Annotated in this window: 12 protein-coding genes; 9 read left to right on the top strand and 3 right to left on the bottom strand. The window is 66.0% G+C overall.

From position 1 onward, the window contains the following. Nucleotides 1-109: 109 nt before the first annotated feature. On the top strand, nt 110-1,150 hold the full coding sequence (locus ACOIX3_RS27085) for a glycosyltransferase family 4 protein (protein WP_420971801.1): 1,041 nt from the start codon (nt 110-112) through the stop codon (nt 1,148-1,150). Here ACOIX3_RS27085 and waaF read toward each other — a convergent pair. Next, entirely contained in the window at nt 1,132-2,196 is a 1,065-nt protein-coding gene (waaF, locus tag ACOIX3_RS27080) for a lipopolysaccharide heptosyltransferase II (RefSeq protein ID WP_420965050.1), read from the bottom strand. The two genes, ACOIX3_RS27085 and waaF, sit on opposite strands and share 19 nt — an antisense overlap. A 135-nt stretch (nt 2,197-2,331) precedes the next feature. Between waaF and rfaD the strand changes: the two genes are divergently transcribed. The 6 genes from rfaD to ACOIX3_RS27050 all read left to right on the top strand — a co-directional run bounded on the left by rfaD (nt 2,332) and on the right by ACOIX3_RS27050 (nt 10,290). After that, entirely contained in the window at nt 2,332-3,312 is a 981-nt protein-coding gene (gene rfaD, locus ACOIX3_RS27075; RefSeq protein WP_420965049.1) for an ADP-glyceromanno-heptose 6-epimerase, read from the top strand. A gap of 18 nt (nt 3,313-3,330) precedes the next feature. After that, the gene (gene rfaE1, locus ACOIX3_RS27070) at nt 3,331-4,803 is read left to right on the top strand and encodes a D-glycero-beta-D-manno-heptose-7-phosphate kinase (RefSeq protein WP_420965048.1); all 1,473 of its coding nucleotides are present in this window, start codon (nt 3,331-3,333) and stop codon (nt 4,801-4,803) included. Between the two features lie 8 nt (nt 4,804-4,811). After that, nucleotides 4,812-6,092 carry an O-antigen ligase family protein gene (locus tag ACOIX3_RS27065; protein ID WP_420965047.1) on the top strand — a complete coding sequence of 427 codons (1,281 nt, stop codon included), beginning with the start codon at nt 4,812-4,814 and terminating at the stop codon, nt 6,090-6,092. An 83-nt stretch (nt 6,093-6,175) separates the two neighbouring features. Continuing rightward, nucleotides 6,176-8,089: an SDR family NAD(P)-dependent oxidoreductase gene (locus ACOIX3_RS27060; RefSeq protein WP_420965046.1), complete on the top strand. Its 1,914-nt coding sequence runs from the start codon at nt 6,176-6,178 to the stop codon at nt 8,087-8,089. A 48-nt stretch (nt 8,090-8,137) separates the two neighbouring features. Then, nucleotides 8,138-9,352 (top strand): glycosyltransferase family 4 protein, encoded by a 1,215-nt coding sequence (locus ACOIX3_RS27055; protein ID WP_420965045.1) that lies wholly within the window; start codon nt 8,138-8,140, stop codon nt 9,350-9,352. Continuing rightward, nucleotides 9,349-10,290: an NAD-dependent epimerase/dehydratase family protein gene (locus tag ACOIX3_RS27050; protein ID WP_420965044.1), complete on the top strand. Its 942-nt coding sequence runs from the start codon at nt 9,349-9,351 to the stop codon at nt 10,288-10,290. Before ACOIX3_RS27055 ends, ACOIX3_RS27050 begins: the two co-directional genes overlap by 4 nt. A gap of 67 nt (nt 10,291-10,357) precedes the next feature. Here ACOIX3_RS27050 and ACOIX3_RS27045 read toward each other — a convergent pair whose 3' ends face one another. Then, nucleotides 10,358-11,368, bottom strand: coding sequence for a glycosyl transferase (locus ACOIX3_RS27045; RefSeq protein ID WP_420965043.1), 1,011 nt, complete (start codon nt 11,366-11,368; stop codon nt 10,358-10,360). Nucleotides 11,369-11,378: 10 nt separating this feature from the next. Next, nucleotides 11,379-12,344: a lysylphosphatidylglycerol synthase transmembrane domain-containing protein gene (locus ACOIX3_RS27040; protein ID WP_420965042.1), complete on the bottom strand. Its 966-nt coding sequence runs from the start codon at nt 12,342-12,344 to the stop codon at nt 11,379-11,381. A gap of 351 nt (nt 12,345-12,695) precedes the next feature. On the opposite strand from ACOIX3_RS27040, the gene ACOIX3_RS27035 reads away from it, so the two are divergent. After that, complete coding sequence (locus ACOIX3_RS27035; protein ID WP_420965041.1) at nt 12,696-14,108, top strand: mannose-1-phosphate guanylyltransferase/mannose-6-phosphate isomerase; 1,413 nt, start codon at nt 12,696-12,698, stop codon at nt 14,106-14,108. A gap of 249 nt (nt 14,109-14,357) precedes the next feature. Then, nucleotides 14,358-15,374 carry a Gfo/Idh/MocA family protein gene (locus ACOIX3_RS27030; RefSeq protein WP_092115473.1) on the top strand — a complete coding sequence of 339 codons (1,017 nt, stop codon included), beginning with the start codon at nt 14,358-14,360 and terminating at the stop codon, nt 15,372-15,374. Nucleotides 15,375-15,418: the final 44 nt, after the last annotated feature.

The following is a 15,418-nucleotide window of genomic DNA, read 5'->3' as shown; positions in this document are numbered from 1 at the left end:
GGCGATGCTAGCGGGAGTGCGGTGAAGAGGGGGTTTCGCGGCGGCCGAACTGGCCACTATGCTTAATGTTGCGTATAGGAACTGGCACGAAACGGAGACTTGCGTGCCGATCGAGAACACACCTGCCGGCGAGCTCGTGCTCATCGTGCCCAATCTGCACCGACGCTATTCGGGTGTCACCGCGACCAACCGCATGGTCGCGCCGAAGCTTGCCAGGATGTTTCGCGCAGGCTGGCTCGGCTCGCATCGGCCGGATGGCATCGACGCGATCGGATTTGTCGATCTGATGCGGCTGTGGCGGCGCGCCCGGCCGCTGATCTGGCACGCGCGGCGCAATGACGAGATGATTGCCGGGCTTTTGCTGCGCGCGCTCGGCTGGCCGCTGAAACTGTTGTTCACGTCAGCCGCGCAGCGCCATCACACCTGGCTGACGCGCTGGCTGATCCGCAACCAGGATGCGATCATCGCCACCAGCCCGCTGTCGGCCTCCTATCTGAAGCGCGACGCTACCGTGGTGATGCATGGCGTCGACACCATCAGCTATGCGCCGCCGGCCGATCGTGCGAATGCCTTCGCCGAAAGCGGATTGCCGGGGCGCTATGCGATCGGCTGCTTCGGCCGGGTGCGCGCGCAGAAGGGCAGCGACGTGTTCGTCGAGGCGATGTGCCGGCTGCTGCCGCTTTATCCCGATTTCACCGCTGTGATTGTCGGCGCGGTGGTGCCGGAGCAACTGGCCTTTGCCAATGAGCTGAAGCGGAAGATCGACGCCGCCGGCCTGCAATCGCGCATCATCATCACCGGCGAGCTGCCGATCGAGGATGTCGTGCGCTGGTACCAGCGGCTGACGATCTACGCCTTCACCTCGCGCAATGAAGGTTTTGGCCTGACCTTGATCGAGGCGATGTCGGCAGGCGCGGCGCTGGTGGCCGCGCGCGCGGGCGCCGCCGAGTTCGTGGTCGAGGACGGCACGACCGGCGTGCTGACGCCGCCCGGCGACGCCGACGCGCTGGTGGCGGCACTCGAGCCCCTGATGCGCGATCCGGCCGCGGCCGAGGCGATGGGCGCGCGGGCTCGCCAACGAGTTGTGGATAAGTTCAGCCTCGATGCGGAGGCGAACGCGATCGCGGCGGTCTATCGCACGCTGATCTGAGCCAGCACGCGCTCGGCGATCCCGACGATGTCTTCGGGGGCGATGTCGCGCATGCAGCGATGGTCGTTCATGGTGCAGACCGTGCGCTGGCATGGCTGGCACGGCAGCTTGCTTTTGGTCTGCCGCACCGTGGCGGCGAGGCCGTTGAGGGGTGCCCAGAGATAGGGATCGGTCGGGCCGAAGATGCCCATGGTCGGGGTGCCGATCGCGGCCGCGATGTGCATCAGCCCGGAGTCGTTGGTCACAGCGACGCTGGCTGCGGCCATCGCCAGCGCGCCGTTGCGCAGATCGGTGCCGGTGAGATCGCGGACCCGCGCGCCGCCGACGGCCGCGATCTCCTGCGCCAGCGCCTTCTCGCCGGGGCCGCCGACCACCCAGACGTCGAAGCCGCGTTCGGCGAACAGCCGCGCGGCTTCCGGATAATAGGTCCAGCGTTTCGAGACCCCGACCGAGCCGGGTCCGAGTGCGATGGCGGGACCGGTGCCGAGGCCGTTGGCCTGCCGCCATCGGCTGACCTCGTCGGTGGGAACCCGTAGCTGCGGCACCGGCCATTCGGGCGGCCGAGGCGTGCCGTCGGGCAACGCCAGGATGGCGTTCTTGTCGATAAACCGAGGCTGCTTCTTCTCGCCCCATCGCATGGCGTTGATCAGGCCGAACCGCGCCTCGCCGAAGAAGCCGACCCGCTCCGGGATACCCGCCAGGGCCGGCGCGATCGCAGCCTTCCAGGTGCGCGGCAGCACCAGCGCGGTGGCGTAATTCCGCTTCCGAAACTCGGCCGCCAGCGCCCGCTGCCGGGCCAGCGCCAGCCGGCTGCGCGGCAGGTCGAACACGACGGCGGCACGGACGCCGGGCATATAATCGACCAAAGGAGCGCAAAGCCTAGATGTCAGGAGGTCGACCGGCCGGTTGGGCCAGCGCTTGCGGAGCACCCTGACCACGGTGTGGCCGCGCACGAAATCGCCGATCCAAACATAGGGCACGACGAGGATCGGTCTGGTATCCTCGGTATCCTGGGTTTCGATATCAGATATTGAATCAATATTCATTTCTAGATGGGCCAAAGCCGGATCGGCGCGGCCAAGTCGGTAACCGGTTCGCGATGTGAGGTAAAGCCGTCGTTGCCTGTGGCGCAGGAGTGGGGCAAAGCTGGCGGCTGCAAAGGAATCTGGCGGGATTTCATCATGTTTCTGGTAACCGGGGGCGCCGGTTTTATCGGATCGAACGTCGTGGCCGCGTTGAATGACGCCGGGCGCAGCGACGTGACGGTCTGCGACTTTCTTGGGGACGACGGCAGGTGGCGGAACCTGGCCAAGCGCCAGATCGCCGATTTCGTGCCGCCGGCCGAGTTGATGGCTTGGCTGCAGGGCCGGCGGCTGGATGCCGTCCTCCATCTCGGTGCGATCTCGGCGACCACCGCGACCGACGGCGATCTGGTGATCGAGACCAATTTCCGTCTCTCGATGCGGCTGCTCGACTGGTGCACCGCGACTGGAACCCCGTTCATCTATGCCTCGTCGGCCGCCACCTATGGCGACGGCGACCAGGGTTTTGACGACGACGGTTCCGTTGAGGCGTTGAAGCGTCTGCGGCCGATGAACCTGTATGGCTGGAGCAAGAACCTGTTCGATCTCGCCGTCGCCGAGCGCGCTGCGAAAGGCGAACCGCTGCCGCCGCAATGGGCGGGGCTGAAATTCTTCAACGTGTTCGGCCCGAATGAATATCACAAGGGCACGATGATGAGCGTGCTGGCGCGCCGCTTCGACGACATCAGAGCGGGCCGCGTCGTGCAGCTGTTCAAGTCGCATCGCGAGGGCATCGCCGATGGCGATCAGCGCCGCGACTTCATCTATGTCGACGACGTCGTGCGGGTGATGATGTGGCTGGTCGCGACGCCGCGGGTCTCCGGCCTCTTCAATGTCGGCACCGGCAAGGCGCGCAGCTTCAAGGACCTGATCGTCTCGGCCTACGGCGCGCTCGGCCTGCAGCCGAACATCCAGTATGTCGACATGCCCGAGCAGATTCGCGGCAGTTACCAATATTTCACCCAGAGCGTCGTCGATCGTCTCGGGCGCGCCGGATACAATGGCGGTTTTACGCAGTTGGAAGACGCGGTCGGAGCCTATGTGAACGGCTTTCTCGATCGCGCGGATCGCTATCGCTAGAGCGGATGACGGTGACTGATGTTCGATTTTGAAGCGATCTCGCGTGCAATGTCCGGCCAGACCGTGCTCTGCGTCGGCGACCTCATGCTCGACGAGTTCGTGTATGGCGAGGTGTCGCGGATCTCGCCGGAGGCGCCGGCGCCGGTGATCGCGGTCAGGCGCAGCGAGATCAATATCGGCGGCGCCGGCAACGTCGCGCGCAATATCGCCGCGCTCGGCGGCCGCTGCATCTTCGTCGGCCTGATCGGCGAGGACGCCGCCGGAACGGTGCTATCAGAGGCGCTGGCGAAAGAGGTCGGGATCGAGGCCGTGCTGGTGCGCGACGCCGCGCGTCCGACCACGCGCAAGGTGCGCTTCGTCTCCGAACAGTTCTCGACCCACATGCTGCGCTCCGATTGGGAGCTGGCCGCGCCGGCCGCGCCCGCCATCGAGCAGCAGCTGATCGACGCGATCCTGCCGCGCCTTGCGCGCGCCGACATCGTGCTGCTGTCCGATTACGCCAAGGGCGTGCTGACCGCGCGCGTGATCCGCAATGTGATCGACGCCGCGCGCCAGGCGGGCAAGCGCGTGATCGTCGACCCGAAGAGCGCCAACCTCGCGATCTATCGCGGCGCGACCGTGTTGACGCCGAACCGGAAGGAATTCGCCGAGGCGACCCGCAGCCGCGCCGACAGCCAGGACAGCATCGCGCAGGCCGCGCCCGACGCGATGGTCCTCGCCGATTGCGAGGCGATGCTGGTGACACAGGGCGAGCGCGGCATGACGCTGGTGACGCGGGACGGTGGTTCGATCCACGTGCCGGCGCTGCCGGTCAAGGTGCGCGATGTCTCCGGGGCCGGCGATACCGTCGCCGCGGCGCTGGCGCTGGCGCTGGCTGCCGGTGCCGACTGGGACGGCGCGCTGCGGATCGCGAGCGCCGCGGCCGCGGTTGCGGTCGGCAAGACCGGTACCGCGATCGTCAGGTCCGCCGAGTTGCGGCGAAAGATCCTGCCGCACGCCTCGCTGGCGGCGGAGGAGAAGATCGTCCCGGCCGGCGGCGATGTCGACGCGTATCTCGAGGAATGGCGCAGGCAGGATCTGCGGATCGGCTTCACCAATGGCTGTTTCGACATCCTGCATCCCGGCCACGTCAAGGTGCTGACCGCCGCGCGCAGCGCCTGTGACCGGCTGATCGTCGGATTGAACAGCGACGCCTCGGTGAAGCGGCTGAAGGGCGAGGGACGTCCGGTGCAGGACGAGCGCGCCCGCGCCGAGGTGCTGGCGGCGCTGGAAGCCGTCGACCTCGTCGCAATCTTCGAGGAGGACACGCCGATCAACCTGATCACGAAGGTGCGGCCGAGCGTACTGGTCAAGGGCGGCGACTATACGCGCGAGCAGGTGGTCGGCCACGAGATCGTCGAGGCCGCCGGCGGCGAGGTGGTGCTGGTCGAGATCCTGCAGGGCCACAGCACCACGTCGCTGGTTGCCCGGGCCCGTGAGGGCAAGGCGTGAGCGCGAGCATGGCATCCCCGGCAGGCGCCGCGGCGTGCCCGGCCTGGCGCGATCCGGCGCGCTGGCAGAGCACGACCGATGTGGTCGCGGTCCTGATTGCGGTGTCGCTGCCGTGGTCGACCTCGCTGGTCGGCATCTTCGGCGTGGTGCTGCTGATCTCGATTGCGCCGACCGTCGACCTGCGGGCGTTCTGGACGCTGCTGAAGCGGCCGATCTGCGTGGCGCCGATCGCATTGTTTTGCCTCGCGCTCACCGGCACGCTCTGGTCGGACGCCGCCTGGGGCGCGAGATTCTACGCGGTCGGGCCGACCGCAAAGCTCTTGGTGCTTCCGGTGCTGCTCTATCACTTCCAGCGCTCGAGCCGCGGGGCATGGGTGTTCGTGGCTTTCCTCGTCTCCTGCACGCTGCTGATGCTGATGTCGTGGCTGGTGCTTGCCTATCCCCACCTCGCGCTGCGGGCGCCGGCCCCCGGCGAGCAGGGCGTCTTCGTCAAGAACTACATCGACCAGAGCCAGGAATTCACGCTGTGCGCGGTCGCGCTGGCCTATCCGATCGTGATGCTGTTGCGGGCCAGTCGCGTCCTGCCGGCCGTGTTGCTGGTCGGGATTGCGCTCAGCCTGCTTGCCAACATGGCGTTCGTGGTGGTGTCGCGAACCGCGCTGGTGACCATTCCGATCATGTTCGCGGTGTTTGCGCTGCTGCATTTGCGCTGGCGCAGCATTGCCCTGATCGCGTGTGCGGCTGGCGCGTTGTTCGTGGCGGCGTGGTACGCCTCGCCGCAACTGCGCGCGACGGCCGATTCATTCCAGCGCGACTACAAGCTCTACATGGAGCGCAACGAGGCGACGTCGCTTGGTCTGCGGCTCGAATTCTGGCGCAAGTCGCTCGGCTTCTTCGCCGAGGCTCCGGTCATCGGCCACGGTACCGGCGCGACGCGGGGTCTGTTCGAGCGCGTCGCGGCCGGCGGCGTGAACCAGGCGTCCGCCGAAGTGATCGGAAACCCCCACAATCAAACGTTGAACGTCGCCGTGCAGTGGGGCATTGTGGGTGTAGCGATACTGTACGCGATGTGGCTGCTGCACCTGTTGCTGTTCCGCGGCGACGGTCTCGTCAACTGGATCGGGCTTCTCGTCGTGGTACAGAATATTTCAAGTTCGTTGTTTAATTCACACATCTTCGACTTTCATGAAGGCTGGATGTACGTGCTGGGCGTCGGCGTTGCGGGCGGGATGGCGTTGAAGGGGCGATTGGGGACGGATATGGAACCCGAGCCTCCGATCCGTCCATGATCGCTGGCAAGGGCTCCGCAGATACGCTACAGCCTGCCAATGTCTCGTCGCCAACTCCCAGTTGCCAGCAACCCGTCCGTTAGATGACGCGCCTTTCACAATTCACCCTGCGCAACTTCCTGATTCTGGCACATGACGCGCTGGCGACGACGTTTGCGTTGCTGGCGAGCTTCTATCTGCGCTTCGAGGGCAGCCTGCTTACCGATCGGCTGCCGCACTTGCTGCGCATTCTGCCCTGGTTCGTGCTGTTCAGCATCGTGGTCAGCTATTTCTCCAATCTGACCACCGCGAAATGGCGCTTCACCTCGCTGCCGGACGCGGTGAACATCCTGCGGGTCGCAGCGGTGCTGACGCTGGCGCTGGTCGTGGTGGACTATGTCTACTTCTTCACCGGAGCGAATTCGCCAAGCCCGGTGTTCCTCGGCCGCGTCACGATCATCCTGTTCTTCTTCCTCGAGGTGTTCGCGCTGAGCGCGCTGCGCCTCGGCTATCGCTACTTCCGCTATTCGCGCACGCGGCTTCATGCCCGATCCGACAATGCCGCGTCGGCGCTGCTGGTCGGACGCACGGCCGACGCGGAAGTCGTGCTGCGCGGCATCGAGAACGGCGCCATCAAGCGGCTCTGGCCGGTCGGCGTGCTCTCGCCGTCGGCCGCGGACCGCGGCCAGATGATCCGCAACATTCCCGTGGTCGGCGGCGTCGACGATATCGAAGCGGTGATTCGGGATTTCGAGAGCCGCCAGCGGCCGATCAAGCGCGTGATCATGACGCCCTCGGCCTTCGAGCCGGATGCGCATCCGGAAAGCGTGCTGATGCGCGCCAAGCGGCTCGGTCTGATGGTCAGCCGCCTGCCGTCGCTGGAGGGCGGCGATACGCCACGGCTCACCAATGTCGCGGTCGAGGACCTGCTGCTGCGCCCGAGCCAGAAGATCGACTATGCGCGGCTCGAGACGCTGGTGAAGGGCAAGTCCGTCATCGTGACCGGCGGCGGCGGCTCGATCGGCGCGGAGATCTGCGAGAGGGTCGCGACCTTCGGCGCGGCGCGTCTTTTGGTCGTCGAGAACTCGGAGCCGGCGCTCTATGCGGTCACCGAGGCGCTGTCCGCGCGCGATGCGGGCCCCGAGATCGAGGGCCGGATCGCGGACATCAGGGATCGCGAGCGCATCACGCGCCTGATGAGCGAGTTCAAGCCCGACATCGTGTTCCATGCCGCGGCGCTCAAGCATGTGCCGATCCTGGAGCGCGACTGGAGCGAAGGGGTCAAGACCAACATCTTCGGGTCCGTGAACGTCGCCGACGCGGCGCGTGCCGCGGGCGCGAGCGCCATGGTGATGATCTCGACCGACAAGGCGATCGAGCCGGTGTCGATGCTGGGCCTGACCAAGCGGTTCGCCGAGATGTACTGTCAGGCGATGGATCATGACCTGATGGCCGAGGCCAGGGGCAAGTCGCATATGCGGCTGATCTCGGTGCGGTTCGGCAACGTGCTGGCGTCCAACGGATCCGTGGTCCCGAAATTCAAGGCCCAGATCGAGGCCGGCGGACCGATCACGGTGACCCATCCGGATATGGTCCGCTATTTCATGACGATCCGCGAAGCCTGCGATCTCGTGATCACCGCCGCGACGCACGCCATGACGCCGGCGCGGCCTGACGTCTCGGTCTATGTGCTGAACATGGGGCAGCCGGTGAAGATCGTCGATCTCGCCGAGCGGATGATCCGCCTGTCGGGCCTGCAACCGGGCGCCGACGTCGAGATCGTGTTCAGCGGCATCCGTCCCGGCGAGCGGCTGAACGAGATCCTGTTCGCAAGCCAGGAGCCGACGCTCGAAATCGGCGTTGCCGGCGTCATGGCCGCCAAGCCGAACCAGCCTCCAATGTCGACGCTGCGCAAGTGGCTCGCGGCGCTGGAAGATGCGATCGAGAGGGATGACCGCGTCACCATCCGTGCCGTCCTTCAGGACGCCGTGCCCGAGTTCGGGTCGAATGCCGCCTGACCGCGCCGTCCTGCGGGCGATCAGGCAGGACCGCTTCGAAAGCCATTGATGCCCAGTTCTCGAAAAGTCGTGGTCGCCAGCCAGCATTATCCGCCGGACCACAGCACGACCGCCGCGATCATGTCCGCGATCGCCGAACGGATCGCGCAGGAGGCGGAGGTGGTGGTGGTCTCCGGGATGCCGGGCTCGGCGAGGGCGCCGGCGCCGGGGCGGCCCGTCGTCGTCGAGATCAGGAACTGGTTGCCGGGAAAAGCGGCGCTGATCAAGCGCGCGCTCGCCGAGGCGCTGTTCACCGCACGGATGTTCATTGCGTTGTTGTCGCGGCTGCAGCGCGGCGACGTGGCGCTGACGGTGACCGCTCCCTTCGCGCTGCCTTATGCGGTTGCCGTCGCGGCGCGGCTGAAGGGGGCCAAGTCGGCGTTGATCCTGCACGATTTGTTTCCGGATGTTCTCGTGATGGCCGGCCTGCTGCGGCCGTCCTCGCTGGTTGCGCGGGCGATGCGCGCGATCAACGCGCTGATGTTCCGTGCCTTGAACGCCGTTATCGTGATCGGCCGCGACGCCGAGAAGCTGCTGCTGCGCTATCGTGGCATGACACCGGACAAGATCAGGTTCATCCCAAACTGGGCCACGCTCGATCCCGGCAATCGTCCCGTCAGCCCCGATAATCCGTTTCGCAAGGCGATCGCCGCCCGCTTCGTCGTCGGCCTGTCCGGCAATCTCGGCTTCACCCACGATCCGGACATCGTCTTCGGGGCCGCGCGGCTGTTGCGTGACGAACGCGACATCCATTTCCTGTTGTCGGGATGGGGCATGGGTTTTGCGCGGCTGAAGGTGATGCAGGCCGAGGCGCAGCTCGCCAACGTCACGCTGGTCGAGCGCGTCGCGGATGGCGAGCTCGATGCGCTGCTCTCCAGCGCGGACGTCTGGCTGATTCCCTATCGCGAGAACGTTGCCGGTGTATCGGTCCCGAGCCGGTTCTATAATCTGCTCGCAGCCGGCCGGCCCGTCATCCTGGTCTCCGAACCCGAAGCCGAGGCCGCGCTGACCGTCAGCGAGAACCGGCTGGGCTGGGTTGTCACGCCGGGACGGCCCGACCAACTCGCCGATGCGATCAGGATGGCGTCGCAATCGCAAGACGCCGCGATGGCCGAGCGCGCCGTCGCGACCGCGCGGACCTTCAGTCCCGAGCGGGCGCTGTCGAGCTACGCCGCGCTGGTTGCGGAGCTGTTATCCAATCAAGACGTGGAGCGGACAGCATGAATGATCACCGGCCGACCGTTCTTGTGACGGGTGCGAGCGGCTTTGTCGGTCGCCACGTCGTGCCCGAGCTGGAGCAGAACGGCTGGTTGGTGCGACGCGCGGTGCGCACCCCGCTGCAAGACGCAAACGACGTGGCGATCGGCTCGCTCAGTCCCGCCACCGATTGGCGCGCCGCGCTCGATGGCGTGGACGCCGTCGTTCATCTTGCGGCTCGCGTTCACCAGCAGTCCGATGAACAGGCGATCGAGCTCTACCGCAACGTCAATATCGAAGGCACGCTGCACCTGGCGCGTTCGGCGGTCGCGGCGGGCGTTCGGGATTTCATTTTTGTCAGCACGATCCTGGTGCATGGGCGCAGCAATTACGGACGCCCGCCGTTTCGCGAGGACGATGTCCTGACACCTCGCGGTCTCTACGGAAACTCGAAGGCCGCCGCCGAGGTTGGTCTGAAGGGGATTGTGCCGGGCAGCGGCATGAGGGTGACCGTGATCAGGCCGCCGCTGATCTACGGCGCCGGTGCGAAAGGAAATTTCGCCCTGCTCAAGCGTGCGGTGATCAATCGCATGCCGCTCCCGCTCGCCTTTGTGAAGAATCGCCGCGCGTTCCTGTCCGCGGAAAACCTGGCGTCGTTCATTCTGTATCGGTTGTCGCGACCAGGAAATGATTTCGACGTCTTTCTGGTGGCCGACCGCGAGCAGGTCTCGACGCGGGAGTTCGTCGAACGCCTTGCCCGCGCGGCAGAAACCTCGCCGCGTCTGTTCTGGCTGCCGTCGCCGCTCCTGAAACTGTCGCTCACGGTGGGCGGCCGCAAGGAAGCCTATGACAGCCTGTTCGCCTCGCTTGAACTCGATCTGTCCAAGGTCGCGAGCACCGGATGGCAGCAGCCGATCAGCCTCGACGAGGGGCTGAGACGCGCACTGACTCGAACGGATATCTAGATTCTATTTTGACGCGTTTTCTTCACGCGAACCGGTATCCACTTCGCTGGAAAACGCTCTGGCCCGATCAGAACGGTCGCGAGAACCGGCGCAGTTGCCAGGCGACGGCGAGCGCGCCGGCCAGCAGCAGGACGATGTCTGCTGCGAGGGAATTGAGGGCGACCGAGGCGAACGCGAGCAGCGCCAACACCACGTTGAGCGCAAAGACCTCGCCGACGACGCGCCACACCACAAATCCGTTGTCGGTCGCGCGCTGATAGAAATGCGAGCGGTGCGCGGACCAGAACGGCTCGCGCCGCGCGATGCGGCGAAACAGCGTGACCGTCGCATCGGTCAAATAATACAGCGGCAGCAGCAGCGCGGCGGCGAATTGCTGATGCAGGGCAAGCTCGAGCAGGCACCAGCCCAGCAGCAAGCCGATCGGCAGGCTGCCGACATCTCCGAGGAATATCTTGGCCACCGGCCGGTTGAACGGCGCGAAGCCGAGCAACGCGCCGCACAGCGCCGCCGCGACCAGCGCGCAAGCCGCGGGCACATGGCCGAAGCTGCCGAGCAGGGCGACGGCCACCGTGATCGGCACGGCCTCGGCCGCCGTCATCAGGTCGAGCCCGTCCATGAAGTTGACGAGGTTCACGAACCAGAGGCCGGCGATCAGCAGCAGGCCGCGTTCGAGCCAGACCGGGCAGGCCGCAACGAGCCTGAGATCGACCGGCGCCGAAAACACCACGGCCGCAACGGCGGCAGCCTGCAGCAACAGCCGCGGGACGACAGGTAGCGACCGGATGTCGTCGGCAAAGCCCACCACCGCGATGAACAGGCAGGCCGCGAACACCGCAAATGGTATTGTCAGGTCCGGCGATCCGGCCAGCACGATGACGATCCCGCCCGCCAGCAGCGTGGCTGCGATGACCGCGATGCCGGCGCCCTGCGGCGTTGGAATGCGGTGCGACGAGCGCGCATTCGGCTTCGCCAGTGCCACGCGCAGCAGCAGAGGCCGCGTTGCGCGGATCAGGACGGCCGAGATCGATGCGGCCAGCACCGCTGCGATCAATGACAGGAGGGTCTCGAAACTGCTCATTTTGGTCCGGTCACTGCGATCCCGGGACTTCGATCGGCTCGGCGCCCTTGGCGGCCTTCTCCGGGCTCAGGATCCACACCAGGCCGCCGAACACACCGACCACGAACGACACCGCGCCGAACAGCAGCGAGATGTTGACGCCTTCATTCGCGATCAGGCCGGCATAGCCGAAGGCCAGCGCCATCGTGGCCTCGCGCACCCCCCAGCCCGCGATCGAGATCGGCATCATCGTGATCAGCATCACCGGGGGCAACAGCTGGAAGATTTCGCCGAAGGTGACGGGGGCCGTGATCGACTTCACCACACACCAGCCGATCACGACGGTCACGACGTGAATGGCGATCGAAAGGGTCGCGACCCGCAATCCGTGCTGGCGGCTGAACAACACCCGGTTCGCGATGACCGCGCAGGCGTGGATGTGGTGCGTTGCCCACCACTGCTTCAGCCAGGGCCACGGCAACAGCCCGATCACGAGGAAACCAAATCCGGCCGCAAGCGCGGCGAGGTCGAGCAGCAGCAACGCCATCCAGCCGTGGGAATCGGAGATCAGCCGATAGCTCCAGGGCAGGGTGACCGCGATGACGACGGCCAGCGCGATCAGTCCGACCGCGCGATCGACGAAGATCGAATAGGTGGCCGCGCGCCAGCCCGCGCCGGCGCGCGCGACGAGCCAAAGCCGCACGGCGTCGCCGCCGATCGAGGACGGCAGGGTCTGGTTGAAGAAGGTGCCGATCACGTTGAAGCGCATCGCCTGGGATGTCTCCAGCGGCGCGCCGCACTCCACGCTGATCTCGCGCCAGCGCAACACCCCGAGAAATATCTGCAGGAAGGTGACCGCGATCGCGAGGCCGAGCCAGCCCAGGCTCTCGACCTGGATGCGGGAGGCGAGGTCATACAGGTTGACCTTGCGCAGCGAGAAATAGAGCAGCGCAGCCGAGATCAGGATCTTGACGGTCGAAAGCAGGATTCGGCGCATTTCCGTTCGCGCTGCCAGGTTTTCAGAATGTGTCAAAAACAGCGCAAAACGCTTTCGCGCGCCCAAATTCGCCGCCTTGGTATGGTTTCCGCACCGATCTGGCAATACCCGTACTGGTCCCTATTGCGGCAGGCGCGAAGGGGCGGCTAAACAGGTCGGAACGGGGGACGGCCAGCCGTTCACCGGGAGTTTACAAGACCGGTAAGATCCGACCAGACGCGTGGGGGCGCGTGACTGCCCGGATCGTGCCTCCCAGGTAACAGGGCTGCCGGCCACGGCAGCCCGGGCCAATTTGGTGTGCCGCCTGCGGATGGATACGACAGGACTGCCACGACAGGACTTGAGGCATCGATGGATCGACGAATTATCCCCCTGATCATGTGCGGCGGCGCAGGGACGCGGCTCTGGCCGGCGTCGCGCGAGGTGCATCCGAAGCAGTTCCTGTCGCTGTTCGGGGCGCGCTCGACCTTCCAGGAGACGCTGCTGCGGGTCTCCGACGCCGGCCTGTTCGAGCGGCCGATCGTGATCACCAACGAGGCCTATCGCTTCATGGTGCTGGAGCAGCTGGCCGAGATCGGCCGCGAGGCAGATGTGCTGCTGGAGCCGATGCGCCGCGACTCCGGGCCCGCGATCGCGGCCGGTGCGGCATTCGCGCAGAGTCGTGACGGCGAAGCGATCGTGCTGGCGCTCGCCGCCGACCATCTGGTGCGGGATACGCCGGCCTTCGTCGCCGCATGCCGCGGCGGATTGGTGGCTGCCGAAGCCGGCCGCATCGTCACCTTCGGCGTCAAGCCGGAACGGCCCGCGACCGAATACGGCTATATTAGCCCGGGCGAGGTGGTCGCCGGCGAGGTGCGCGCGGTGGCAAAATTCGTCGAGAAGCCGGATGCCGCGACGGCGGCAGGCTATATCGATGCGGGCTATCTCTGGAACAGCGGCAACTTCATGTTCCGCGCAAGCGTGCTGCTCGACGAGTATCGCAATGTCGATGCCGACAGCATTGCGTCGGTGGAGCAGTCGGTTGCGTCAGCGACGCGGGATCTCGGCTTCGTCAAGCTCGATGCAGCAGCGTTCGGCGCGGCAAAGGCGATCTCGATCGATTACGCGGTGATGGAGAAGACCGCTCATGCCGCGGTGGTGCCGGTGGCGTGCGGCTGGTCCGACATCGGCTCATGGCGTCAGGTCTGGGAGCTCTCCGACAAGGACAGTCTCGGCAACGCGGCGCGCGGCATGGCGGTGTTCGAGGATTCCCGCAATTGCAACGTCTCGACCGACCGGGCGCTGGTCGCGCTCGAAGGCGTCGACGATCTCGTCGTGGTCGCGACCCAGGACGCCGTGCTGGTGTCACGCCAGAAGGACGCCAACGGGCTGAAGCGGCTGGTCGCGAAATTGAAAGTGGCGGCGCCCGGGGTGACCGAGAACCACATCAAGGTGCATCGCCCCTGGGGCTCCTATCAATCGGTCGACAATGGCGACCGCCACCAGGTCAAGCGCATCATCGTCAAGCCGGGCGGGCGGCTGTCTTTGCAGAAGCACCATCACCGCTCCGAGCACTGGATCGTGGTGCGCGGCACCGCGCAGGTCACCGTCAACGAGCTGATCAAGACAGTGCACGAGAACGAGTCGATCTACATCCCGATCGGCGCGGTGCACCGGCTGGAGAATCCAGGCAAGATCCAGCTCGAGCTGATCGAGGTGCAGACCGGCAGCTATTTCGGCGAGGACGACATCATCCGCATCGAGGACGACTACCGGCGCAACTGAGGCGAGCCGGTTCCCGCGCCAATCGCCGGGCGCGGGACGATGTAACTCTTTGAATCAAAACGTGTCCGGATTTCGTCCTTGGCATTCGCCACATTTGTGACGCCGTGCTATAGCGGCTGCCAACGAAGCGGGGTGATCTGCGCCGGAGGCGCAGATCGGGACGAGGGGCCTTGGTCTGATTCCCTCGGAGCCTGGATGGCTCCCTGAGGAGCCGGGACAACCGCCAGAACGCTACTTGGGGTCTACGATATGAATGCAAAAGTGTCCGCAGCTGGCGCGAGGGCCGATATCGGCCGCGCATTACGCGTCGGCGTGATCGGCGCCGGCGTAATGGGCAGCAACCATGCCCGCGTACTGGCCGGACTGCCCGGCGTCGTGCTGATCGGCATCGTCGATCCGCTGCCGGAGCACCGCGCACGCGCCATCGACCTGGTCGGTTGCCGCGCCTTCGAAAACCTCGATCAGCTGCTTGCCGAGGGCGTCGATGCGGTGACGATCGCCGCACCCACCCACCTGCATCACGAGATCGCGCTCGCCTGCATCGCGCGCAACATCCACATCCTGGTCGAGAAGCCGGTCGCATCCACGGTCGAAGAGGGCCGCGAGATCGTCGCGGCTGCCGAGCGGACCGGCGTCACGCTGATGGTCGGCCATGTCGAGCGTTTCAATCCGGCGGTCGCCGCGATCAAGCAGGCGATCTCGGGCGAGGATATCCTGTCGATCGGCATCACCCGGGTCGGCCCGTTCCCACCGCGGATGTCCAATGTCGGCGTCGTGATCGATCTTGCCGTGCACGACATCGACCTGATCCGTTGGTTCACCGAGTCCGACATCGTCGAGGTGCAGCCGCAGCTCTCGAGCGCGGTTGCCGAGCGCGAGGACATCGCGCTGCTGCAGTTCCGCACGGCGTCCGGCGTGCTCGCCCATATCAATACCAACTGGCTGACGCCGTTCAAGGCGCGCAACGTCACGGTCGCAACCCGCGGCAAGTACGTGATGGGCGACCTGCTCACGCGCCAGGTCACCGAATGCTTCGGCTTCAAGCCGGACGGCAGCTATTCGATGCGCCATCTGCCGGTCGGTCACGACGAGCCGCTGCGCGCCGAACTGATTGCCTTCCTCGATGCCGTGCGCAGCGGCAAGCTGCCGGCGGTGTCCGGCGACGAAGGCGTGGCGAGCCTCGAGATCGCGATCCGCTGCCTGGAATCGCCGGCGCGGCCCGCCGCCTCGACGATGCGCAAGGGACCGCGCCGCATCGCCGGCTGATTGCCTTCACTGGCTGATTGTCATCCATTCAACACGTGCAAAGA

Origin of the sequence: Bradyrhizobium sp. B120 (assembly GCF_049075665.1) — a bacterium.
Classification (GTDB): domain Bacteria; phylum Pseudomonadota; class Alphaproteobacteria; order Rhizobiales; family Xanthobacteraceae; genus Bradyrhizobium.
Note: the sequence above shows the minus strand (reverse complement) of the source record. Positions and strands in the feature narration are given on the sequence as shown.